This is a genomic window from Pseudomonas sp. KK18, from assembly GCF_037094675.1.
Taxonomy (GTDB): Bacteria; Pseudomonadota; Gammaproteobacteria; order Pseudomonadales; family Pseudomonadaceae; genus Aquipseudomonas.
The window spans coordinates 1,910,372-1,933,870 of the sequence record NZ_CP146605.1; the positions used below are offsets into that span (position 1 = coordinate 1,910,372).

At 60.8% G+C, this 23,499-nt stretch carries 22 protein-coding genes; 6 read left to right on the forward strand and 16 right to left on the reverse strand.

The features are described from left to right. Nucleotides 1–12: 12 nt before the first annotated feature. The 3 genes from ccoG to V6607_RS08570 form a co-directional block, all read right to left on the reverse strand. On the reverse strand, nucleotides 13–1,428 hold the full coding sequence (gene ccoG, locus V6607_RS08560) for a cytochrome c oxidase accessory protein CcoG (RefSeq protein ID WP_134325955.1): 1,416 nt from the start codon (nucleotides 1,426–1,428) through the stop codon (nucleotides 13–15). A 207-nt stretch (nucleotides 1,429–1,635) separates the two neighbouring features. Further along, nucleotides 1,636–2,046: a type II toxin-antitoxin system VapC family toxin gene (locus V6607_RS08565; protein WP_102368383.1), complete on the reverse strand. Its 411-nt coding sequence runs from the start codon at nucleotides 2,044–2,046 to the stop codon at nucleotides 1,636–1,638. Beyond that, nucleotides 2,046–2,300, reverse strand: a complete 255-nt coding sequence (locus tag V6607_RS08570; protein WP_003219024.1) for a type II toxin-antitoxin system Phd/YefM family antitoxin — start codon at nucleotides 2,298–2,300, stop codon at nucleotides 2,046–2,048. Before V6607_RS08570 ends, V6607_RS08565 begins: the two co-directional genes overlap by 1 nt. A gap of 634 nt (nucleotides 2,301–2,934) precedes the next feature. Between V6607_RS08570 and V6607_RS08575 the strand changes: the two genes are divergently transcribed. Beyond that, nucleotides 2,935–3,615: a hypothetical protein gene (locus tag V6607_RS08575; RefSeq protein ID WP_177437393.1), complete on the forward strand. Its 681-nt coding sequence runs from the start codon at nucleotides 2,935–2,937 to the stop codon at nucleotides 3,613–3,615. 93 nt (nucleotides 3,616–3,708) lie between these two features. Here the strand turns inward: V6607_RS08575 and ccoP (V6607_RS08580) are convergent, their stop codons facing one another. From ccoP (V6607_RS08580) to ccoN (V6607_RS08615), 8 genes are all read right to left on the reverse strand, one after another. Next, nucleotides 3,709–4,686, reverse strand: coding sequence for a cytochrome-c oxidase, cbb3-type subunit III (gene ccoP, locus V6607_RS08580; RefSeq protein WP_003219020.1), 978 nt, complete (start codon nucleotides 4,684–4,686; stop codon nucleotides 3,709–3,711). Further along, nucleotides 4,683–4,868 (reverse strand): CcoQ/FixQ family Cbb3-type cytochrome c oxidase assembly chaperone, encoded by a 186-nt coding sequence (locus tag V6607_RS08585; protein ID WP_008437575.1) that lies wholly within the window; start codon nucleotides 4,866–4,868, stop codon nucleotides 4,683–4,685. The genes ccoP (V6607_RS08580) and V6607_RS08585 overlap by 4 nt, the downstream gene beginning before the upstream one ends. Before the next feature lie 5 nt (nucleotides 4,869–4,873). Beyond that, nucleotides 4,874–5,482, reverse strand: a complete 609-nt coding sequence (gene ccoO / locus V6607_RS08590) for a cytochrome-c oxidase, cbb3-type subunit II (protein ID WP_003193167.1) — start codon at nucleotides 5,480–5,482, stop codon at nucleotides 4,874–4,876. Then, complete coding sequence (gene ccoN, locus V6607_RS08595) at nucleotides 5,482–6,924, reverse strand: cytochrome-c oxidase, cbb3-type subunit I (RefSeq protein WP_003219015.1); 1,443 nt, start codon at nucleotides 6,922–6,924, stop codon at nucleotides 5,482–5,484. Before ccoN (V6607_RS08595) ends, ccoO (V6607_RS08590) begins: the two co-directional genes overlap by 1 nt. Nucleotides 6,925–7,396: 472 nt before the next feature. Further along, nucleotides 7,397–8,344, reverse strand: a complete 948-nt coding sequence (gene ccoP / locus V6607_RS08600; RefSeq protein ID WP_003219014.1) for a cytochrome-c oxidase, cbb3-type subunit III — start codon at nucleotides 8,342–8,344, stop codon at nucleotides 7,397–7,399. Further along, a complete protein-coding gene (locus V6607_RS08605) occupies nucleotides 8,341–8,547 on the reverse strand; it encodes a cbb3-type cytochrome c oxidase subunit 3 (RefSeq protein ID WP_008437576.1) in 207 nt (68 codons plus the stop codon). The genes ccoP (V6607_RS08600) and V6607_RS08605 overlap by 4 nt, the downstream gene beginning before the upstream one ends. 3 nt (nucleotides 8,548–8,550) lie before the next feature. Next, entirely contained in the window at nucleotides 8,551–9,159 is a 609-nt protein-coding gene (ccoO, locus tag V6607_RS08610; protein WP_003219010.1) for a cytochrome-c oxidase, cbb3-type subunit II, read from the reverse strand. A 10-nt stretch (nucleotides 9,160–9,169) separates the two neighbouring features. Then, complete coding sequence (ccoN, locus tag V6607_RS08615; RefSeq protein ID WP_003219009.1) at nucleotides 9,170–10,594, reverse strand: cytochrome-c oxidase, cbb3-type subunit I; 1,425 nt, start codon at nucleotides 10,592–10,594, stop codon at nucleotides 9,170–9,172. Between the two features lie 79 nt (nucleotides 10,595–10,673). Between ccoN (V6607_RS08615) and V6607_RS08620 the strand changes: the two genes are divergently transcribed. Next, the gene (locus V6607_RS08620; RefSeq protein ID WP_134325956.1) at nucleotides 10,674–11,363 is read left to right on the forward strand and encodes an alpha/beta family hydrolase; all 690 of its coding nucleotides are present in this window, start codon (nucleotides 10,674–10,676) and stop codon (nucleotides 11,361–11,363) included. A gap of 81 nt (nucleotides 11,364–11,444) precedes the next feature. On the opposite strand, the gene V6607_RS08625 is transcribed toward V6607_RS08620, so the two are convergent. The 3 genes from V6607_RS08625 to acnA form a co-directional block, all read right to left on the reverse strand. Continuing rightward, entirely contained in the window at nucleotides 11,445–13,010 is a 1,566-nt protein-coding gene (locus V6607_RS08625; RefSeq protein WP_003219005.1) for a PAS domain-containing methyl-accepting chemotaxis protein, read from the reverse strand. Nucleotides 13,011–13,095: 85 nt separating this feature from the next. Continuing rightward, the gene (locus V6607_RS08630) at nucleotides 13,096–13,887 is read right to left on the reverse strand and encodes a CPBP family intramembrane glutamic endopeptidase (protein WP_003219003.1); all 792 of its coding nucleotides are present in this window, start codon (nucleotides 13,885–13,887) and stop codon (nucleotides 13,096–13,098) included. Nucleotides 13,888–13,998: 111 nt separating this feature from the next. Then, complete coding sequence (gene acnA / locus V6607_RS08635; protein WP_134325957.1) at nucleotides 13,999–16,740, reverse strand: aconitate hydratase AcnA; 2,742 nt, start codon at nucleotides 16,738–16,740, stop codon at nucleotides 13,999–14,001. Between the two features lie 191 nt (nucleotides 16,741–16,931). Between acnA and rlmM the strand changes: the two genes are divergently transcribed. Further along, nucleotides 16,932–18,005 (forward strand): 23S rRNA (cytidine(2498)-2'-O)-methyltransferase RlmM, encoded by a 1,074-nt coding sequence (gene rlmM, locus V6607_RS08640; protein ID WP_003219000.1) that lies wholly within the window; start codon nucleotides 16,932–16,934, stop codon nucleotides 18,003–18,005. A gap of 108 nt (nucleotides 18,006–18,113) precedes the next feature. Beyond that, the gene (gene tusA, locus V6607_RS08645; RefSeq protein ID WP_003218998.1) at nucleotides 18,114–18,365 is read left to right on the forward strand and encodes a sulfurtransferase TusA; all 252 of its coding nucleotides are present in this window, start codon (nucleotides 18,114–18,116) and stop codon (nucleotides 18,363–18,365) included. On the opposite strand, the gene V6607_RS08650 is transcribed toward tusA, so the two are convergent. Beyond that, nucleotides 18,362–19,750 carry an MATE family efflux transporter gene (locus V6607_RS08650; protein ID WP_134325958.1) on the reverse strand — a complete coding sequence of 463 codons (1,389 nt, stop codon included), beginning with the start codon at nucleotides 19,748–19,750 and terminating at the stop codon, nucleotides 18,362–18,364. The genes tusA and V6607_RS08650 overlap by 4 nt on opposite strands. A 327-nt stretch (nucleotides 19,751–20,077) precedes the next feature. Here V6607_RS08650 and pdxB point away from each other — a divergent pair, with 327 nt between their 5' ends. After that, a complete protein-coding gene (pdxB, locus tag V6607_RS08655) occupies nucleotides 20,078–21,220 on the forward strand; it encodes a 4-phosphoerythronate dehydrogenase PdxB (protein ID WP_134325959.1) in 1,143 nt (380 codons plus the stop codon). A gap of 51 nt (nucleotides 21,221–21,271) precedes the next feature. Here the strand turns inward: pdxB and V6607_RS08660 are convergent, their stop codons facing one another. Continuing rightward, on the reverse strand, nucleotides 21,272–21,445 hold the full coding sequence (locus tag V6607_RS08660; protein ID WP_003218992.1) for a PA1571 family protein: 174 nt from the start codon (nucleotides 21,443–21,445) through the stop codon (nucleotides 21,272–21,274). A gap of 216 nt (nucleotides 21,446–21,661) precedes the next feature. On the opposite strand from V6607_RS08660, the gene V6607_RS08665 reads away from it, so the two are divergent. Further along, nucleotides 21,662–23,470 (forward strand): ABC transporter transmembrane domain-containing protein, encoded by a 1,809-nt coding sequence (locus V6607_RS08665; RefSeq protein ID WP_166742146.1) that lies wholly within the window; start codon nucleotides 21,662–21,664, stop codon nucleotides 23,468–23,470. Nucleotides 23,471–23,499 lie beyond the last annotated feature (29 nt).

Here is a 23,499-nt window from a genome sequence, read left to right on the forward strand (position 1 = left end):
TTCGGCTCTCTATTAACGGACTTGTGGGCCGATGAATCGGCTCTTGGCTTCAATGTGGACGCTGTCGTCATCGGCATCCCTGAGGATGAATTTCACCTCGTTGGTGCTCGACGGCAGTTGTTCCGGTGCGCTCGACAACTCCACCGGCATGCTGAAGATTTCCCCGGCCGCTACCTTGATCTCGCGCCGGCCTTGCAGCTTGAGGTCGGGCAGGCCTGCGGCGTCAAGCACGTAGGTGTGGTCGCGCTGGTCCTTGTTCATGATCTTCAGGCTGTAGACGTTTTCGATCCGGCCCTCGGCGTTTTCGCGGTACAGCACGCGGTCCTTGCTGACGTCGAAACCCACCAGCGAGCGCACGAAGAAGGCGGCCACCAACAGGCTGATCATCGCCAGCAGCACCAGGGCATAACCGATCAGGCGCGGGCGCAGCTTATGGGTTTTCTGCCCGGACAGGTTGTGCTCGGTGGTGTAGCTGATCAGCCCGCGCGGGTATTCCATCTTGTCCATGATGTTGTCGCAGGCGTCGATGCAGGCAGCGCAGCCGATGCATTCAATCTGCAGGCCGTCACGGATGTCGATGCCGGTAGGGCACACCTGCACGCACATCGTGCAATCGATGCAGTCCCCCAAGCCCTGGGCCTTGTAGTCGATACCTTTTTTGCGCGGCCCACGGACTTCGCCACGGCGCGGGTCGTAGGAAACGATCATCGTGTCCTTGTCGAACATCACGCTCTGGAAACGCGCATACGGGCACATGTAGATGCACACCTGCTCGCGCAGCCAGCCGGCGTTGCCGTAGGTGGCGAGGGTGAAGAAGCCGACCCAGAAATACGACCAGCCATCCGCCTGGCCGGTGAAGAAATCGAACACCAGTTCACGGATCGGCGAGAAGTAGCCGACAAAGGTCATGCCGGTGACGAAGCCGATGATCAGCCACAGGCTGTGCTTGCCAAACTTGCGCAGGAACTTGTTGGTGCTCATCGGCGCCTTGTCCAGCTTGATGCGTTGGTTGCGGTCGCCTTCGGTGACCTTTTCGCACCACATGAAGATCCAGGTCCACACGCTTTGCGGGCAGGTGTAGCCGCACCAGACGCGGCCGGCATACACGGTGATGAAGAACAGGCCAAACGCCGCCACGATCAGGATGCCCGACAGCAGGATGAAATCCTGGGGCCAGAAAGTCGCGCCAAAAATGAAGAATTTACGTTCCGGCAGGTTCCACCAGACTGCCTGGTGGCCACCCCAGTTCAGCCACACGGTGCCGAAGTAGAGCAGGAACAAACCGGCACCCCCGAGCATCCGCAGATTGCGGAACAAACCGGTGAAGGCACGGGTGTAGATTTTCTCCCGCGATGCGTAGAGATCGACGGTGTTATTCGAATTTTTGGCAGGCGGAGTAACGTCATGTACCGGAATCTGGTTGCTCATCATTGCATCCCACGGCAGTGGAGATTTGCCTCGGCCAGTACGTGCCAGCCGGGGTCAAAATAGGGGTGTTGCAGTGGCCTAATGATACGCCCCTGATACCCTTCGACGGGTGCGACCTTTGGTCGCGTTGGGGGAAATCAATTGATGGTGTACGTGATCTGGGTCAATTGACTTGTGAAGTATGGACGGTTTTCGCAGCCTTACCGGTCATTCGTCCCATGGATTGATCAGCGCGACGCCGCTGGATTGAAAGTCGCCGATGTTGCGGGTGACCACTGTCAGCCCATGAACCAGCGCGGTTGCAGCGATCAGCGCGTCACTTTCGTTGGCTTGGTCTGGCACATGCAAGCTGGCACAGCGCAGGGCAACTGCTGCATCAATCGGCAGGATTCTGGCATCAAACGCCGGCATGACATGGCGCTTGAGCCATGTGCGCAAAACCTTCCCCTGGGCGGGATCACGCCGCTCCATTCGCAGGACTCCTGTTTCCAGTTCCTTCAAGGTAATGGCTGAAATATACATCCGTGGCGCGATGACACTTTTGGCCCAGGCGACGACCTTGGCATCGGCCTGGGGTTTGCGCAGTTCAGAGATGACGTTGGTGTCGAGTAGATACATCAAGTGAAGTCCACGGGTCGATGAGTGATCACGGCGCGTTCGGTTTCGAACTCGATATCTGCCGCTTCAGGCATCACCAACAGGTCAACGATGTCGGCATTGAGGCCTGTCAGTTTTTGGTAGTCCTCAATACTTAGCAGTACATGGGCAGGCTTGCCCCGGTCAGTGATAAAAACCGGGCCTTGGCGGGCGGCTTTTTTGGCACCGCTTGTGTCTTGATTGAATTCACGGCTGGAAATGGTGGTGATGGTCATGGGGGCTAACCTCCGTATGGAGTACGAATGTAGTCACGTTACTACCTGCGGTTTTCTTGATCAATCTCAAATGTAGATGCGTTGCTGGCGGTGACGACTTTTTCGACTTGAAAACAAAACGGCCCCGCCAATCTCCACTGGCGGGGCCGTTTTTTTTCACCGCTTTTCCTCACACGGCGTCTGGCGGCTTGTTCCCATGGGACAGTCCGAAACATACGCCGCCAGCAAGTGCACCTTGCCGTTTCCCTTGCGACTTCCTGGTGTTGAGTAAGTAAATCAGGAGAGGTCTACGGGCCGGTGTGGTGGCGTTTTTATAACTGCTTTTTGCGCTGTTAAATAACCTACAACGATTGGTTAGGAAGCTGACGCTTCTGCGATATCAGTTCTTAGGCCCAAACGAGCCTTTGTTTACACAGAATGAAACGTTTGTTGTAGGAACGCTGATCGCGTTATTGCCACGCAGGAAATGCCGACGTTGAGATCAAGTCTGGATCAGTGTTCGGCAATGTTTTGTAGCAGCGCGTAGCGTTACCACGATGAAACCTTTGATGAGCAATTGTTGAACGTTATGCCTAGGTCTCTTGCGCGCCGATAAATTTATTTTGTTTTGACGTTATTCAAATCGAGGAAACCAATGACCATTCAACGTGCTAATGACACGCATAATGTTGGAGCCGTTCCACCATCGGCTTCGACGCTGCCAGTATCCTCTGGCATCAGCGTAGAGCAATTCAGTAGTTGGAATGATTATCGGGTGGCCGACCGTCTACTCAGAAACTTTGATAAGTATGCCGACCCTGCGCAACCAGACTACATCACCCGCGACTCTCTACGACAGGTAGCGTATGCCTCTGCGCAGAGTGGCTACAGCAGTGACGACATGAATTTCGCCCGTTCGCTGCTGGAAAATCCTGTACTCATGGAGAAACTCGATGGGTACGGAAAGCATAAGCACGATGGCAAAATCGATCGTGAAAGTATCATAACCGTGGGTCAGAATATGGGGTTTCCCCTGGCCACGATGAGTGATAAAGAGCTGGCGCAAAAGCTCCTGAATGAATATGACACCTATTACCCGGAGCGCGGTTGGGGTGGGATTGATCGCAGGGAGGGTGTGACTTACGCTTCACTGAAGAACATCGCGGATGGGACGCGTCATGATCGCGGCCCAGATGAAGCGATGGTCGCGCGGGAAATCTTGAGTCGTCCTGAGTTAGTGGCACAGTTAGGACTGACGGATTGGTCTAAATCGGCTGATCGGGGGGCGATCAACGCTGCTATTAAAAGAGTGGACCAAGTGCATGAAGAACGGTAACGCCTCGTCCTCGGGGTAAGTTGAGTTCCACCAATGCCCCATTACCAAAGCCCCGCGCAGCATTGGCTGCGCGGGGCTTTTTGGTTTTAATGCTTACTGCTCCTCAGCTGCCTTGTCTCCATGGGACAGGCTGTAAACATACGCCGCCAGCAAGTGCACCTTGTCATTGCCCTGCAACTGCTCCTGCGCAGGCATCTGGCCCTGACGGCCATAACGGATGGTCTGCTGCAGTTGCGCGAAGCTCGAGCCGTAGATGAACGCGCCAGGGTGGGTCAGGTCAGGTGCACCCATGGCGGGGGTACCTTTACCGGCGGGACCGTGGCACGCCACGCAGTTGGCGGCGAAGAGTTTCTCGCCGTTGGCCACGTCTGCCTTCGCGCCTTCCGGCAATTTGCGGCCATCGAGGTTGGTCACCACAAAGCCGGCCACATCGGCCACGCCTTGCTCGCCAATGACTTCGGCCCACGCCGGCATCACCGCGTGGCGGCCCTTCATGATGGTTTCCTTGATGGTGGCCGGGTCGCCGCCCCAGCGCCAGTCGGCGTCGGTCAGGTTGGGGAAGCCGTAGGCACCCTTGGCGTCGGAACCGTGGCACACCGAGCAGTTGGAGGCGAACAGGCGGCCACCCATCTTCAAGGCTTGCGGGTCCTTGGCCACTTCTTCGATCGGCATGGCGGCGAACTTGGCGAAGATCGGCCCGAACCGGGCGTCCGACTTGGCCATTTCCTTTTCCCATTCGTGCACGCCGGTCCAGCCGGTCTGGCCATTGGCAAACGGGGTTTGCTTGTCGTTGTCGAGGTAGTTGTAGCCCGGCAGCAGGCCTTTCCAGTTGCCCAGGCCAGGGTACAGCGCCAGGTAACCGAGGGCGAAGATGATGGTGCCGACGAACAGCATGAACCACCATTTGGGCAGCGGGTTGTCGTACTCCTCGATGCCGTCGAACGAGTGGCCGACGGTTTCATCGGTTTGCTCGGCGCGCTGGCCCTTGCGGGTCGACAGCAGCAGCCAGGTCAGGGCGAAAATGGTACCCAGACTGAGGACTGTGACGTACAGACTCCAGAACGTAGTCATTCTTTGTTACTCCTAGACGCTTCCACGACGTGCTTGATGGCTTCGGGATCATCCGCGAAGGGCAGCAACGTCGCGTCTTCAAACTCCGACTTGCGCTTGGGGCTGAACACCCACAAGGCCAGGCCGATAAAGGCCACCATCACGACAACGGTGCCCAGGCCTCGAATCATCCCGATATCCATCCAGATCACCGTTTGCTTTTGATGATGGTGCCAAGGCCTTGCAAGTAGGCCACCAGTGCGTCCATTTCGGTCTTGCCCTTCACGGCCGCTGCCGCGCCGGCGATGTCTTCGTCGGTGTAGGGCACGCCCAGGGTGCGCAAGACTTCCATCTTCTTGGCGGTGTCCTTGCCGTCGAGTTTGTTTTCGACCAGGAACGGGTACGCCGGCATTTTCGATTCGGGCACCACGTTGCGCGGGTTGTACAAGTGCGCACGCTGCCAGTCATCGGAGTAACGACCGCCGACCCGGGCCAGGTCCGGGCCGGTACGCTTGGAACCCCACAGGAATGGGTGGTCCCACACGCTTTCACCGGCGACCGAGTAGTGGCCGTAGCGTTCGGTTTCGGCACGGAACGGGCGGATCATCTGCGAGTGGCAGCCGACACAACCGTTGGCGATGTAGACGTCGCGGCCTTCCAGTTCAAGGGCGGTGCGCGGCTTCATGCCTTCCACCGGCTTGTTGGTCACGTCCTGGAAAAACAGCGGAACGATCTGGGTCAGGCCGCCGATACTCACGGCGATGACCATGAAGAAGGCCAGCAGGCCGATATTCTTCTCGACTACTTCATGCTTCATCAGTGAGCTCCCACAACGGCGATCTTGGTAGCGGCTTCGGCTTCTACAGGGTCGGAGGCACGCACGGTGCGCCACACGTTGTAGGCCATGAACAGCATGCCGCTGGCAAAGATCGCACCGCCCAGGGCGCGCACGATGTAACCCGGATGGCTGGCTTGCAGCCCTTCGACGAAGGAGTAGGTGAGGGTGCCGTCATCGTTGATTGCACGCCACATCAGGCCCTGGGTGATGCCGTTGACCCACATCGAGGCGATGTAGAGCACGGTACCGATGGTGGCCAGCCAGAAGTGGGTGTTGATCAGGCTGACGCTGTGCATCTGCGCACGGCCGAACAGTTTCGGGATCATGTGGTACAGCGCGCCGATGGAAATCATCGCTACCCAACCGAGGGCGCCGGCGTGTACGTGGCCGATGGTCCAGTCGGTGTAGTGGGACAGCGAGTTGACCGTCTTGATGGCCATCATCGGGCCTTCGAAGGTCGACATGCCGTAGAACGCCAGGGAGACCACGAGGAACCGCAGGATCGGGTCGGTGCGCAATTTATGCCAGGCGCCCGACAGGGTCATCATGCCGTTGATCATGCCGCCCCAGCTTGGCGCGAGCAGGATGATCGACATCGCCATGCCCAGGGACTGGGCCCAGTCCGGCAATGCGGTGTAGTGCAGGTGGTGCGGACCGGCCCAGATGTACAGGGTGATCAGGGCCCAGAAGTGCACGATGGACAGGCGATAGGAGTAGATCGGACGCTCGGCCTGTTTCGGCACGAAGTAGTACATCATCCCCAGGAAGCCGGTGGTGAGGAAGAAACCTACGGCGTTGTGGCCGTACCACCACTGGATCATTGCGTCCGTCGCACCGGCGTAGGCCGAGTAGGACTTGAAGAAGCTGACCGGCAAGGACGCATGGTTGACGATATGCAGCATCGCCGTCACCAGGATAAATGCCCCGTAGAACCAGTTGCCGACATAGATGTGCTTGGTCTTGCGCTTGACGATGGTGCCGAAGAACACCACTGCGTAGGTCACCCAGACAATCGCCAGCAAAATGGCGATCGGCCATTCCAGCTCGGCGTATTCCTTGGTGGTGGTGTAGCCCAGCGGCAGGGTGACGATCGCGCCCACGATGACCGCTTGCCAACCCCAGAAGGTAAAGGCCGCCAGTGCATCGGAAATCAGTCGCGTTTGGCAGGTTCGCTGCACGACGTAGTAAGAAGTGGCAAACAGTGCACATCCACCGAAGGCGAAAATCACCAGGTTGGTGTGCAACGGGCGCAGGCGTCCAAATGTCGTCCATGGCAGGCCAAAATTCAACTCTGGCCAAACCAGTTGCGAGGCAATGAAAACGCCGAGCCCCATGCCAAGGATCCCCCAGACCACCGTCATGATGGCGAACTGGCGGACTACCTTATAGTTATAAGCAGTCGGACTGATTGCTGTGCTCATTCTAAGGTTCCACGGTTTAGTTTTTTTATAGGGTAAAAATCGGTCGCAAGTATGGAGAAAGCAAGATTCCATTGCAACGCAAGGTGACCTGCGTCAATGCGTTCCAAACCAGATTCTGCGCCCTTTCCATGTTTGGCGTAAGGACAAAATTCAGGGTTAAAAGCTGACGACTTGGACAGGATTTTAAACGGGTCGAAGGTACTTGTAACTGAGTGTGTGTAAACAAGCAGCTCGGGTGACGAATGGCCAGTGGCACGACAGCCGGTAGGTACCAGCCTTTGCGCCTGTCATCGAGCAGAAATGTTTCAACCCATCGAGTGCAAGTCGGCCGTCGACCGGCCAATGCCAGTCCACTGTGCAAACAAGCGTAGACCCGAATGGCAGGAGGGGAAAGTCAGCGATCGGAAGGGTGCGACAATGGGTCGCAAAAAAGCCGCGCCTGAATCAGGCGCGGCTTTTGGGTGGTGCAGGATTACTCGGGTTGGCTGTCAGGCGTTGCGCCATCAGCATTGTGGGACAGGCTGTAAACATAGGCGGCCAGCAGGTGCACCTTGTCATTGCCTTGCAGTACTTCCTGCGCAGGCATCTGGCCCTGGCGGCCGTGGCGAATGGTCTGCTGCAACTGCGCCAGGCTGGTGCCGTAGATAAAGCCACCTGGCTGCGTCAGGTTCGGCGCGCCCATGGCTTCCACGCCATGGCCTTCCGGCCCGTGGCAGGCGACACAGGTGGTGCTGAATGCCACTTGGCCCGCGGCGACATCCGCGGTGCTGTCCGCCGGCAGCGGCAGGCCTGCCAATTCATGGCGCACATAGGCTGCGACGTTCTTCACACCGTCCTCACCCAGCACTTCACCCCAGGCCGGCATCGCGGCATGACGGCCATTCATGATGGTCATCTTGATTGCATCCGCCGAACCGCCCCAGCGCCAGATGTTGTCTGCAAGGTTCGGGAAGCCGTAGGCGCCCTTGGCGTCCGAGCCATGGCACACCGCGCAGTTGGAGGCGAACAGGCGGCCGCCCATTTTCAGCGCCTGAGGGTCCTTGGCAACTTCTTCCACCGGCATGGCCGCGAATTTGGCGAAGATCGGCCCGAATTTGGCGTCGGCCTTGGCCATCTCCTTGTCCCATTCCTTGGTCTGGGTCCAGCCATCTTCATAGCCCGGCAATACGCCTTTCCAGTTGCCCAGGCCCGGGTAGAGGATCAGGTAGCCGACGGCAAACACCAGGGTGCCGGCGAACAGCATGAACCACCATTGCGGCAGCGGGTTGTCGTACTCCTCGATCCCGTCGAAGGCGTGGCCCATGGTCTGGTCCACGCTGCCCTTGGTCTCGCCCTTGCGGGTGCCGATCAACAGCCAGGTCAGGCCGATCAGGCTGCCGAGGGTCAGTACACAGATCCATGTACTCCAGAAGGTAGTCATGGCCGGTTGCTCCTTGTTGCAGGCTCTTCTTGAGCGTCGGGGGTTGGCGGTAGCGGTTCATCGGCAAACGGCAGCAGGCACGCCTCGGCGAACTCCGAATTGCGCCGGGAGTTGAACACCCACAGCGACAAGCCGATGAAGGCGATGGCCACGACCAGCGTGCCAAGCCCGCGGATGGTTCCAGCATCGAAATCAAATCCCATGGCTCACCTCTTGCTCTTGATGGCAGTGCCGAGCACTTGCAGGTACGAAACCAGCGCGTCCATCTCGGTCTTGCCCTTGAGGGAGGCCACGGCACCGGCGATGTCGTCGTCGGTGTACGGCACGCCGAGGGTGCGCATCACCTTGAGCTTGGTCTCGGTGTGGCTGCTGTCGACCGGGGCGGTGACCAGCCATGGGTACGCCGGCATCTTCGATTCCGGTACCACGTTGCGCGGGTTGTACAAGTGCGCGCGGTGCCAGTCGTCCGAGTAGCGCGCGCCGACGCGGGCCAGGTCCGGCCCGGTACGCTTGGAGCCCCACAGGAACGGGTGATCCCACACGCTTTCACCGGCCACCGAGTAGTGGCCATAACGCTCTGTTTCGGCGCGGAACGGGCGGATCATCTGCGAATGGCACTGTACGCAGCCTTCGCGGATATAGATGTCGCGGCCTTCCAGTTGCAGCGCGGTGTAGGGCTTCATGCCTTCCACTGGCTTGTTGGTCACATCCTGGAAGAACAGCGGCACAATCTGGGTCAGGCCGCCGATGCTCACGGCGAGCACCATCAGCAGCATCAGCAGGCCGACGTTCTTTTCAATGGTTTCGTGTTTCATCATCGACTCCTCAGGCCATCTGCGCCGCAGCGGCGACTTCGGCGGGTTGTGCCGAACGCACGGTGCGCCAAGTGTTGTAAGCCATCAGGAACATGCCGCTGAGGAAGATCGCCCCGCCCACCAGTCGCACGATGAAGCCTGGGTGGCTGGCCACCAGGGTTTCGACGAAGGAGTAGGTCAAGGTGCCGTCTTCGTTGACTGCACGCCACATCAGGCCCTGGGCGATGCCGTTGACCCACATCGAGGCGATGTAGAGCACGGTGCCGATGGTGGCCAGCCAGAAGTGCGCGTTGATCAGGCCGAGGCTGTACATCTGCTCGCGACCGAAGATTTTCGGGATCATGTGATACAGCGCGCCGATGGAGATCATCGCTACCCAACCCAGCGCCCCGGCGTGTACGTGGCCGATGGTCCAGTCGGTGTAGTGGGAGAGGGCGTTGACCGTCTTGATGGCCATCATCGGCCCTTCGAAGGTCGACATGCCGTAGAACGCGAGAGAGACGACAAGGAAGCGCAGGATCGGGTCGCTGCGCAACTTATGCCAGGCGCCCGACAGGGTCATCATCCCGTTGATCATCCCGCCCCAGCTCGGTGCCAGCAGTACCAGCGACATCACCATGCCCAGGGACTGTGCCCAGTCCGGCAGCGCGGTGTAGTGCAAGTGGTGCGGGCCGGCCCAGATGTACAGGGTGATCAGGGCCCAGAAGTGCACGATGGACAGGCGATAGGAATACACCGGACGTTCGGCCTGTTTCGGCACGAAGTAGTACATCATCCCGAGGAAGCCGGCGGTGAGGAAAAAGCCTACCGCGTTATGCCCGTACCACCACTGCACCATGGCATCCGTCGCACCGCCGTACAGCGAGTAGGACTTGGTCAGGCTGACCGGGATTTCCAGGTTGTTGACGATATGCAGGATCGCTACGGTGATGATGAACGCACCGAAGAACCAGTTACCGACGTAGATGTGCTTGGTGTTGCGCTTCATAACCGTGCCGAAGAACACGATGGCATAGGCCACCCAGACGATGGTGATCAGGATGTCGATCGGCCATTCCAGCTCGGCGTATTCCTTGGAGCTGGTGTAGCCCAGCGGCAAGGTGATCGCGGCCAGCACAATCACCAGCTGCCAGCCCCAGAAGCAGAACTGCGCGATCTTTGGCGCGAACAATTGGGTCTGGCAGGTGCGTTGCACCGAGTAGAAGGAGCTGGCAAACAGCGCGCAACCGCCAAAGGCAAAGATCACCGCGTTGGTGTGCAGCGGGCGCAAGCGGCCGAAACTGGTCCAGGGCAAATTGAAGTTGAGTTCGGGCCATACCAACTGGGCAGCGAGAAAAACCCCGAGCCCCATGCCGACGATGCCCCACACCACCGTCATAATGGCGAATTGGCGGACCACCTTGTAGTTATAGGCGGTACTTAAAGTAGTGTTCATGGTTCCCCATCCACGGTTCAACCCAAGCAAATGCGGCACTTGGGCTGGAGTTATAGGCAGACTAAAAAGCGAGGCAAGCATGGGCAAAGAGCACAAGGCCAGTATTGACGGGGATCAATGGGCGCAGTGTGTGCGGGAACGCGGCTGGTTGTGGAAGGCCGCGACAGGGTCTATCGCGCGTACGCCCGCGACGCTGATCCTGGCCCACGGCGCGGGCGCGCCAATGGACTCGGGCTTTATGGAAGACATGGCTGCACGCCTTGCGGGGCATGGCGTGAACGTATTGCGCTTCGAGTTTCCGTACATGGCCCAGCGTCGTGTGGATGGCGGTAAACGTCCGCCGAACCCGGCGCCGAAACTGCTGGAATGCTGGCGTGAGGTGTATGCCGAGGTGCGACGTCATGTCGCTGGGAAACTGGCGGTGGGCGGCAAGTCCATGGGCGGGCGGATGGCCAGTCTATTGGCGGATGAATTGGGCGCGGACGCGCTGGTGTGCCTGGGTTATCCGTTCTATGCGGTGGGCAAGCCGGAGAAGCCACGGACCGAGCACCTGGCCGGCCTGAAGACGCCGACGTTGATTGTGCAGGGTGAGCGGGATGCACTGGGCAATCGGGCGGCGGTGGAAGGGTATGTGTTGTCGCCGAGCATCGAGGTGATGTGGCTGGTGGCGGGGGATCATGATTTGAAGCCGTTGAAGGCTTCGGGGTTCAGTCATGAGCAGCATCTGGAGGCTGCGGCGGTGAAGGTGGCCGGGTTTCTCGGCGCCTGATAGGGCCCTTTCGCGAGCAAGCCCGCTCCCACATTTGAAATGCATTCCAAATGTGGGAGCGGGCTTGCTCGCGAAAGCGGTTTACCGGTTAAAGCGTTCTACCAGCGAATACTGAGTATTGGCGGTATGCGTCAGCTCTTCACTCAACTGCGCCGAATTCAACGCCTGTTCCGACGTCTGGTCCGCCAGCAGCGCAATGGTGCTGATGTTACGGCTGATCTCTTCCGCCACCGAGCTCTGCTCTTCGGTCGCCGCCGCAATCTGCGCCGTCATATCAGTGATGTGCGCCACCGCCTCGCTGATCCCGATCAGCGCCTGATCCGCTTCCATCACCCGTGCCACACCTTCTTCCGCCTGGCGATGCCCGGCGTCCATGGTTTGTACGGCCGCGCTGGCGGTCTGTTGCAGCTTGGCGATCAGCGCATGAATCTGCCCGGTGGACTCGCTGGTGCGCTGGGCCAGTTGCCGCACTTCGTCGGCCACCACTGCGAAGCCCCGGCCCATCTCCCCGGCACGGGCCGCTTCGATGGCCGCGTTCAGTGCCAGCAGGTTGGTCTGGTCGGCGATGCCTTTGATCACATCCACCACGCCACCGATTTCGTCACTGTCCTTGGCCAGTTGGGTCACGGTCACGCCGGTCTCGCCCACGGCCACCGACAGGCGCTGAATCGCTTCGCGGGTTTCGCCGGCGATATCACGGCCACGCCCGGTCAGGCGATTGGCTTCCTGGGTGGCATCGGCGGTGCGTTGCACATGGCTGGCGACTTCCTGAGTCGTCGCGGCCATCTGGTTGACCGCGGTGGCCACCTGTTCGGTTTCCACGCGCTGGCGTTCAAGACCGCTGGAGCTGTTATGCGCCAGGGTATTGGACTGCGCCGCCTGGGAGTTGAGGTGTTCAGCCGTGTCCTGCAAACGGGTAAGACATGTCTTCAGGCGCGCCTCCTGGCTGAGGATCGACATTTCCAGGCGCGCCTGGGCGCCGCGGCTGTCGGTGTACATCTGCGCGATCAGCGGGTCTGAGGTGGTCTGTTCGGCCAGGCGCAGCAAGCGCTTGAGCCCGCGTTGTTGCCAGCTCAGGCCCAACAGGCCCAGCGGTACCGACAGCGCCGCTGCCAGGGCAAAGCCCCAGTGGGAATTGAGCCACACGCCAATCAGGAAGCTCAACTGGCTGACCAGGATAAACGGCAGCCAGTCCTGCAACACCGGCAGCCACTTGTCGCGGCGCGGGATGGCCGGCTTGCCCTGGTTGATGCGCTGGTAAAGCGCTTCGGCACGGCGGATCTGCTCGGCGGTGGGCTTGACCCGCACCGACTCGTAGCCGATCACCTGGTTGCCGTCGAAGACCGGTGTCACATAGGCGTTGACCCAATAGTGATCACCGCTCTTGCAGCGGTTCTTGACGATGCCCATCCATGGCAAGCCTTGTTTGAGCGTGGACCACATGTGTGCGAACACTGCCGCCGGCACATCCGGATGACGAACCAGGTTGTGCGGGGCACGCAGCAGTTCGTCATGGGAAAACCCACTGATCTCGACGAAGGCGTCGTTGCAGTAGGTGATCACGCCTTTGGCATCCGTGGTGGAGATCAACCGTTGCTGAGCGGGGAAGGTACGTTCGCGCTGGGTAACGGGTTGGTTATTACGCATGATTGTTCAATCCGCAAGGCTTTGACAGGTTGTCGACCGTCGCGGGGTTTTATTTAACTTATTTTTTGCAACAATCGGCGCAGCCTCAGCCCGCCAGCATCGGATAGGTAAACAACCCGAAATGCAGCAGGTTCAGCCCGAAGTGCGTAACGATCGCCGCGCCCAATCCGCCAAAGCGATACGCCAGGCCGTAGCCCAGGCCTGCGATGGTCGCCAGCAGGGTCCACTGCCAGCCTGCGCCCAGGTGTACCAGGCCGAACAGCAGGGCGGCCAACAGCAGGGCGAGGTTTTCACCATAGGGCAATTGCTTGAACCGTCGGCTCAGGCCGCCCTGGATATAACCGCGGAACAGCGCTTCCTCCACCAGGGTCACCAGCAGCAAGTTATTCAACACCCACAGCCAGGCCTGCTCCGGCCACTTCGGGGCCCAACTGATGACGCCCAGCAACGCAGCGCCGCCCAGGGCGGCAATCGCCGTCAGTGTCAACGCCAGGGCGGTGGCGTAGATCGACAGGCGCAGGGACCGGCGCGCAACAATCCACGGGCAGGCCAGCAGCAGCCAGAAGCCAATCAGCGGCTTGTCCTGGTTCAGGTACATCGAGAACGGCACGGCGTCGTCCGTAAAGCGCTGCGGCGCGATCCCGCGACCGTTGTAGAACCCGGGCAGCCAATGCATCGCCAGCCCCAGCGCCAGCACGATAAACAGCCCGTGGCCCAGATAGCGTACCCACGGGTTTCGCTGTTGCCGCACGGCAAACCCGGCCAACAGCAGCATGGCGACGGAAAGCGCCGCCATTAACCCCAATTGCCCGTAGCTCAAGGCAAGTACATAGCCGATGGAAAGAAGCGCCAGGTACAGCCATGGCAATGCAAGCATGGGGAATCCTTGTGACAGTCAAAATCTGAGGGCGGCAGTATACCGAGCGTCACCGACGGTAAAAATGAAAACACCGCCAGGGAAGGCGGTGTTTTGGGTAGCGCGTGTCAGTTACGAGGCAATCAACTGCCGCAACACGTAGTGCAGGATCCCGCCGGCCTTGAAGTACTCGACCTCATTGAGGGTGTCGATGCGGCACAGCACTTCGACCTTCTCGCTGCTGCCATCCTCACGGGTGATCACCAGCGTCAGGTTCATGCGTGGCTCGATCTCGGCGTTGGTCAGCCCGAGGATGTCGATCTTCTCCTTGCCGGTCAGCTTGAGTGCCTTGCGGTTTTGGTCCAGCTTGAACTGCAGGGGCAGCACGCCCATGCCCACCAGGTTGGAGCGGTGAATCCGCTCGAAACTCTCGGCAATCACCGCCTTGACCCCCAGCAGGTTGGTGCCCTTGGCCGCCCAGTCACGGCTTGAGCCGGTGCCGTATTCCTGGCCGGCGATCACCACCAGCGGGGTGCCCGAGGCCTGGTATTTCATGGCGGCGTCGTAGATCGGCATTTTCTCGCCGGTAGGGATGTAGATCGTATTGCCGCCTTCCTCGCCGCCGAGCATTTCGTTGCGGATGCGGATGTTGGCGAAGGTGCCGCGCATCATCACTTCATGGTTGCCGCGACGCGAGCCGTAGGAGTTGAAGTCCCGCGGTTCGACGCCTTGCTCGCGCAGGTATTTGCCGGCCGGGCTGTCGGTCTTGATGTTACCGGCAGGGGAGATGTGGTCGGTGGTCACCGAGTCCCCCAGCAATGCCAGCACGTTGGCGCCCTTGACGTCTTCGATCACCGGCGGCGGGCCGCCGATGTCGTCGAAGAACGGTGGGTGCTGGATGTAGGTGGAGTCCTTCTGCCACACGTAGGTTGCAGCCTGCGGCACTTCAATGGCCTGCCACTGTTCATCACCGGCAAACACCTCGGCGTATTCCTTGTGGAACATCTGGGTGCTGACTTGCGCAACGGCGTCGGCGATTTCCTTGCTGCTGGGCCAGATGTCCCGCAGGTACACCGGTTTACCGTCAGAGCCGGTGCCCAGTGGTTCGCTGCTGATGTCCATGCGCACGGTGCCGGCCAGGGCATAGGCCACCACGAGGGGCGGGGAGGCCAGCCAGTTGGTTTTCACCAGAGGATGCACCCGGCCTTCGAAGTTACGGTTGCCCGAGAGCACCGAGGCCACGGCCAGGTCGGCTTTCTGGATGGCTTTTTCGATCGGCTCGGGCAGCGGCCCGGAGTTGCCGATACAGGTGGTGCAGCCATAACCCACCAGGTCGAAGCCCAGCTTGTCGAGGTAGTGGGTCAAGCCTGCCGCTTTGTAGTAATCAGTCACGACTTTGGAGCCCGGCGCCAGGGAGGTTTTCACCCAGGGCTTGCTCTTCAGTCCTTTCTCCACGGCCTTTTTCGCCACCAGTCCTGCCGCCATCATCACGCTCGGGTTGGAGGTGTTGGTGCAGGAGGTAATGGCCGCGATCACCACCGCGCCGTTTTTCAGGCGATAGGTCTGGCCTTCGAAGTCGTAGTCGGCTTCACCGATCAGGTCGGCGTTGCCCACCGCAACACCGCCGCCGCCTTCGCTTTCCAGGCGGCCTTCTTCCTTGTTGGTGGGCTTGAATTGCAGGTCGAGGAAATCGCTGAAGGCCTGGCCGACGTTAGGCAGTGAGACACGGTCTTGCGGACGTTTCGGCCCGGCCAGGCTGGCTTCGACGCTGGCCATGTCCAGCGCCAGGCTGTCGGTAAAGATCGGCTCCTGACCTGCATTGCGCCACAGGCCCTGGGCCTTGGTGTAGGCCTCCACCAGTTTGACGGTTTCTGCAGGACGGCCCGACAGGCGCAGGTAGTCCAGGGTTACTTCATCCACCGGGAAGAAGCCACAGGTGGCGCCGTACTCCGGGGCCATGTTGGCAATGGTCGCGCGGTCGGCCAAAGGCAGGTCGGCCAGGCCGTCGCCATAGAACTCGACGAATTTGCCGACCACGCCCTTTTTACGCAGCATCTGGGTGACGGTCAGCACCAGGTCAGTGGCGGTGATGCCTTCTTTCAGCTTGCCGGTGAGCTTGAAGCCGATCACTTCCGGGATCAGCATCGAAACGGGCTGCCCGAGCATCGCGGCTTCCGCTTCAATCCCGCCCACACCCCAGCCCAATACGCCGAGGCCGTTGATCATGGTGGTGTGGGAGTCGGTGCCGACCAGGGTGTCGGGGAAGGCATAGGTGCGGCCGTCTTCATCCTTGGTCCACACGGTGCGGCCGAGGTATTCCAGGTTGACCTGGTGACAGATGCCGGTGCCCGGTGGCACTACGCTGAAGTTGTCGAAGGCGCTCTGGCCCCAGCGCAGGAAGGCGTAGCGTTCGCCGTTGCGCTGCATTTCGATGTCGACGTTTTCCTGGAAGGCGCCGGTGGTGGCAAACTTGTCGACCATCACCGAGTGGTCGATCACCAGGTCCACCGGTGACAGCGGGTTGATGCGTTGCGGGTCACCGCCGGCCTTGGCCACGGCGGCGCGCATGGCGGCCAGGTCGACCACGGCGGGCACGCCGGTAAAGTCTTGCATCAGCACGCGGGCGGGGCGGTATTGGATCTCGCGGTCGGAGCGGCGCTCCTTGAGCCAGGCGGCAATGGCCTTGAGGTCGGCTCCGGTGACGGTCTTTTCGTCTTCCCAGCGCAGCAGGTTTTCCAGCAGCACCTTGAGGGACATCGGCAGCTTGTCCAGATCACCCAGGCTCTTGGCGGCTTCGGGCAGGCTGAAGTAGTGATAGGTCTTGTCGTCGATCTGTAAGGTTTTAAGGGTTCTCAGACTATCAAGGGATGACATTACATGACTCCTTATGGTCCGCACGGCTACGGACCTGACGGGACGAACAGAGCTTACAAATTAGCCCTGTTTTAAGTAGCTGGCTAATTACTGGACTCTATCAATAAGTCCAAGGTTCCGAACTCGGCTATCATGCGCGCGTTTTCATGACAGGCATTGCGCTATAGCAAGCCCGTGATCCAGGAGAGTTGATGAACACCCTTTTTATGCACTGCCGCCCGGGTTTTGAAGGCGAAGTCTGTTCCGAGATCGCGGAACACGCCGCACGCCTGAACGTTTCGGGCTATGCCAAGGCCAAGACCGGCAGCGCCTGCGCCGAATTTGTCTGCACCGAAGAAGACGGCGCCCAGCGCCTGATGCGCGGCCAACGCTTTGCCGAGCTGATCTTCCCGAGGCAGTGGGCGCGCGGGGTGTTCATCGACTTGCCGGAAACCGACCGTATCAGCGTGATCCTCGCGCACCTGCGGGATTTCCCGGTGTGCGGCAGCCTGTGGCTGGAAATGGTCGACACCAATGACGGCAAGGAGCTGTCGAACTTCTGCAAGAAATTCGAAGTTCACTTGCGCAAGGCGCTGATGGCCGCCGGCAAACTGGTGGAAGACGCCAGCAAGCCGCGCCTGCTGTTGACCTTCAAGAGCGGCCGCGAAGTGTTCATGGGCCTGGCCGAGTCAAACAACTCGGCCATGTGGCCGATGGGCATCCCGCGCCTCAAATTCCCGCGGGACGCGCCAAGCCGCTCGACCTTGAAGCTGGAAGAGGCCTGGCACCACTTTATCCCCCGTGATCAGTGGGACGAGCGCCTGCACAGCGACATGACCGGCGTCGACCTCGGCGCAGCGCCTGGCGGCTGGACCTGGCAACTGGTCAACCGTGGCATGCTGGTGACCGCCATCGACAACGGCCCGATGGCCGAAAGCCTGATGGACACCGGGCTGGTGCAGCACTTGATGGCCGACGGCTTCATCTACACCCCCAAGCAGCCGGTGGACTGGATGGTCTGCGACATCGTCGAAAAACCGGCGCGCAATGCGGCCCTGCTGGAAACCTGGATCGGCGAGGGACATTGCCGCGAAGCGGTGGTCAACCTGAAGTTGCCGATGAAGCAGCGTTATGCCGAAGTGAAGCGCCTGCTTGAACGCATCGCGGAAGGCTTCAAGGAACGTGGCATCCGGGTGGAGATCGGCTGCAAGCAGCTGTACCACGACCGTGAAGAAGTGACCTGCCATTTGCGCCGGTTGGATGTGAAGAAGCCAAAGGCCCGGTAAACGCTGCTCAATGTAGGAGCGAGCTTGCTCGCGAAAAAACCGAGGGCGCCGCTGGCTACCTGGCGCCCCGCGTTACCGTTAAAATGCCGGCCTGTTTAGGAGTAAACCATGAGCCTGACCCCTGATTTACCCGTCGATGCCGTCCTCGACGCCACCGGCCTCAACTGCCCGGAGCCAGTGATGATGCTGCACCAGCACATCCGCGACCTGGCGCCCGGTGGCTTGCTCAAGGTGATCGCGACCGATCCGTCGACCCGTCGCGACATCCCCAAGTTCTGCGTGTTTCTCGACCATGAACTGGTGGACCAGCAGGAACAGGCCGGTACTTACCTATACTGGATCCGCAAGAAATCGGCTTAAACCCGGCGAATCCGCTTGCGTGCGCTGCGCACCAGGCGGATCACCAACATCGCCGCGGCACAGCTCAGGCCCACGATCAGCCCCTGCCACAAGCCGCTCGGGCCTCGGGCCTGGCCCAGCCACTCGGTCAGCCCCAGCGCGTAGCCCACCGGCAAGCCCACGCCCCAATACGCAAACAACGTCAGCACCATGGTCACCCGAGTGTCCTGGTAACCACGTAGTGCGCCGGCGGCCGTGACCTGGATCGCGTCCGAGAACTGAAACAGCGCCGCAAACACAATCAGCATCGCCGCCACCTGGATCACCAGCGGGTCCTGGGTGTAGATGGTGGCGATCTGTTCGCGAAACAGCAGCATCAGGCTGCAGGACAGGCAGGCATACACCAACGCGGTGCCCATTCCGACACCTGCGGCAAAGCGCGCCTCACGGGGTTCTCCTCGGCCCAGGGCCTGGCCCACGCGCACGGTGACCGCCATGCTCAGGGAATAGGGGATCATGAACACCAGCGAACTGAAGTTCAGCGCGATCTGGTGCCCGGCCACCACCGTGGCGCCGAGGCTGCCGATCAGCAGCGCGATCACCGCAAAAATGCTCGACTCGGCGAACACCGCGATCCCGATGGGCAAGCCAATGCTCAACACACGCTTGATCACCGACCATTGCGGCCAGTCAAAGCGCTTGAACAGCTCGCTGCTCTGATACACCGGTGCCCAGCGGGTCCAGGCGGCCAGGCCAAGCATCATCACCCACATCACGATCGCCGTGGCCCAGCCGCAACCGATGCCGCCCATGGCCGGCACGCCGAAGTGGCCGTAGATAAACACATAGTTCAGCGGAATATTCAGCGCCAGCCCGCACAGGCCCATGACCATGCTCGGCCGCGTTCGGCCCAGGCCGTCGCTGAAGCAGCGCAGCACGTAATACAACGCAATGGCCGGCATGCCCGAAGCGATGCCGTGCAGGTAGCCCATGCAGGGCTTGATCAACTCGGGATCAACCTTCATCAGGTGCAGGATCGGTTCGGCGCTGATCAGCAACAGCAGCGCGGTAATTCCCACCACCAGTGCCAGCCACATCGACTGGCGCACCAGCGGGCCGATTTCACCGTGGGTGCCGGCGCCAAAGCGCTGGGCGACTTTCGGCGTGGTGGCCAACAGGGTGCCGGTCATCAGCAGGTACACCGGGATCCAGATGGAGTTGCCCAGGGCGACCGCCGCCAGGTCTCGGGAGCTGACACGCCCGGCCATCACGGCATCGACGAACCCCATGGCGGTGGTCGCCAGTTGCCCGATCATGATCGGCAGCGCCAGGGCCAGCAGGTTGCGCACTTCAAGGCTGACGCGGGCGGGGCGAGAAAGGGAGGTGGTGGTTGTGGCAGTGTTCACGTACAGATGTCCGATAGGGGGAGCGCAGGACGGCGCATTCTACGCCTTGACGTGTTGGTCAGGAAAAAACCTGTGTTGTGGATTTGTAAACACATCCCCGCGCAAATGCAGCGTTTTGTGGCGAGGGCGCTTGCTGTGGTGAGGGAGCTTGCTGTGGCGAGGGAGCTTGCTCCCGCTGGGCTGCACAGCAGCCCCAGAACGGGCAACCGATGTGTACCTGAAAAAACACGGTGCTGCATTTGGGAGCGCTGCGCACTCCAGCGGGAGCAAGCGCCCTCGCCACAAGGAAAACCGCTGTACACTGCTGATCCGCGAAAGGAGCCTGCCATGCTGATTGTTGCCGACGAAAATATCCCGCTGCTCGATGCATTCTTTGAAGGATTCGGCGAGATTCGCCGGGTTCCGGGCCGGTCCATTGACCGCGCGACGATCGAGCAGGCCGATGTGCTGCTGGTGCGTTCAGTGACCAACGTCAACCGGGCCTTGCTCGAAGGCACGCCGGTGCGGTTTGTCGGCACCTGCACCATCGGCACTGATCACCTCGACCTCGATTACTTCCAGCGCGCCGGCATCCAATGGTCCAGCGCCCCCGGCTGCAATGCCCGTGGCGTGGTCGACTATGTGCTGGGCAGCCTGCTGACCCTGGCCGAGATCGAAGGCGCCGACCTGGCCCAGCGCACCTACGGTGTGGTGGGGGCCGGTGAAGTCGGCGGGCGTCTGGTCAAGGTGCTCAAGGCGTTGGGCTGGAACGTGCTGGTGTGCGACCCGCCCCGGCAGATCGCCGAGGACGGTGATTACGTCAGCCTGGAGCAGATCGTCGAGCAGTGCGATGTGATCAGTCTGCACACGCCGCTGAACAAATCCGGCAACGGCTCCACCTGGCACTTGTTCGACCGCGAGCGCCTCAACCAGCTCAAGCCCGGTGCCTGGCTGATCAACGCCAGCCGCGGCCCGGTGGTGGACAACGCCGCCCTCAAGGAGGTGCTGCTGGCGCGCGAAGACCTGCAGGCCGTGCTGGATGTGTGGGAAGGCGAGCCGCAGGTGGACGTCGACCTGGCCGACCTGTGTGTGCTGGCCACCCCGCATATCGCCGGCTACAGCCTGGACGGCAAGCAGCGCGGCACGGCGCAGATCTATCAGGCGTTTTGCCGGCATCTTGGTCAGGACCCGACGATTCAATTGAGCGACTTGCTGCCGGAGCCGTGGCTGGCCGAAGTCAACCTCAATGCCAATACCGATCCGGCCTGGGCCCTGGCGACCCTGTGCCGCAGCATGTACGACCCGCGCCGTGATGACGCGGATTTCCGCCGCAGCCTGGTAGGCACAGTGGATGAGCAGCGCAAGGCCTTCGACCTGTTGCGCAAGCACTACCCCGAGCGGCGTGAGATTGACGGCTTGAAAGTGCGGATCAACGGCGAGTCTGCCGCCTTGTCGAGCATCGTGGCAGCATTGGGCGCACAGGCAATCTGAAGGCATAAAAAACCCGGCCATCAAGGCCGGGTTTAAGAGAGCGTGGGCGAATCAGCCTCGCTTGGCAGGCTTGACCAATTTCTGTTCCAGTTCGGCGCACGCGCTCTGGATCATTTCTTCGGTGATTTGCACTTCGCGGCCCTGAGCGTCGATATACGAGCAAGGCAATTGCTGCGGTTGGCGGATCACTTGAATTTTGGCGTTGCTGCTGTTTTGCAAGGACATGGCCCGTCTCCTCATCAGGTTGTGTACCTACTTTAAAACCCCCGCGTGACCGCGTTGTTACAACTCCTTGCGCGGCCCGCAGATCGAATGCCCAGTCCAGCAGAAACCGATACAAATTTCCAGCCGGTCCTTAGACCGATAGCCTCTAGGGCCTAGGTTCGGTGAGCATAATTAACCTGACTCATTGTGATTCGCTCAAGTTCCCCCCATGTAGCTATGCAGGTTCCCGTCTCCAACCTTCAGGTGAAACCCTCCATGCTCTCAGCCCGTCAACGCCGCGCGATTCGCCTGGCCAGTCGCTTCGTCGCTCCCTACCGCTGGCAGGCTCTGGGCGCCTTGTTGGCGCTGATCGTCACCGCCGGCATTACCTTGTCCATGGGCCAGGGTATTCGCCTGCTGGTGGACCAGGGGTTCATGACCCAGTCGCCGCACCTGCTCAACCAATCCATCGGTCTGTTCATGATCCTGGTGCTGGGCCTGGCGGTGGGCACCTTTGCGCGGTTTTACCTGGTGTCGTGGATCGGCGAGCGGGTGGTGGCGGACATCCGGCGGCAGGTGTTCAACCACTTGATCTACCTGCATCCGGGCTTCTACGAAAACAACCGCAGCTCGGAAATCCAGTCCCGGCTGACCACCGACACCACCTTGCTGCAATCGGTGATCGGCTCCTCGCTGTCGCTGTTCCTGCGCAACGCCTTGATGGTGATCGGCGGGATCGTGCTGCTGTTTGTCACCAACCCCAAGCTCACCAGCATCGTCGTGATAGCGCTGCCACTGGTGCTGGCGCCGATCCTGATCTTCGGCCGCCGGGTGCGCAGCCTGTCGCGCCAGAGCCAGGATCGCATCGCCGATGTCGGCAGCTATGTGTCCGAAACCCTCGGCCAGATCAAGACCGTGCAGGCCTACAACCACCAGGTCCAGGACGAACAGCGCTTCGCGCTGACGGTGGAAGAGGCCTTCACCACCGCCCGCAAACGCATCGTGCAGCGCGCCTGGCTGATTACCCTGGTGATCATGCTGGTGCTGGGCGCCGTGGGCGTGATGCTCTGGGTCGGCGGCATGGACGTGATCGGCGGGCGCATTTCCGGTGGTGAGCTGGCGGCGTTCGTGTTCTACAGCCTGATCGTCGGCAGTGCCGTCGGTACGTTGAGTGAAGTGTTGGGCGAGTTGCAGCGCGCCGCCGGTGCGGCGGAGCGGATTGGCGAATTGCTGCAGTCGAGCAATGAGATCAAGGCGCCCGAAGCCAACGTGATCAAGCTGCCGGAGCGGGTCAGTGGCCGCCTGGAAATCCAGGATTTGCGCTTCTCCTATCCGTCGCGTCCGGATCGTTTTGCCATCGACGGCTTGAGCCTGAGCATCAATGCCGGCGAAACCCTGGCCCTGGTCGGTCCGTCCGGCGCGGGTAAATCGACGATGTTCGATCTGTTGCTGCGTTTCTACGATGCCCAGCAAGGCCGCATCCTGCTTGAAGGCCACCCGCTGACCGAGCTGGATCCGCTGGACCTGCGCCGCTGTTTCGCCCTGGTGTCCCAGAGCCCGGCGCTGTTTTTCGGCAGCGTTGAGGAGAACATCCGCTACGGCAATCCGACGGCCACCTTTACCCAGGTCGAGGAGGCGGCGCGCATCGCCCACGCCCACGACTTCATTTTGCAAATGCCCGACGGCTACCAGACCCACCTGGGCGACGGCGGCATGGGCCTTTCGGGCGGCCAGCGCCAACGCCTGGCCATCGCCCGGGCCTTGTTGGTGGATGCACCGATCCTGCTGCTGGACGAAGCCACCAGCGCGCTGGACGCCCAGAGCGAACACCTGATCCAGCAGGCGCTGCCGCAGTTGATGGAAGGGCGCACCACCCTGGTCATCGCCCACCGGCTGGCCACGGTGAAGAATGCCGACCGGATTGCCGTGATGGACCAGGGCAAGCTGGTGGCGGTGGGGACGCATCAGCAACTGATCGCCAGCAATCCGCTGTATGCACGGCTGGCGGCGTTGCAGTTCAGTGATGGTGAGTCGACCACCCACTGATTCACCGCCCACAAAAAATGCCCGCATCT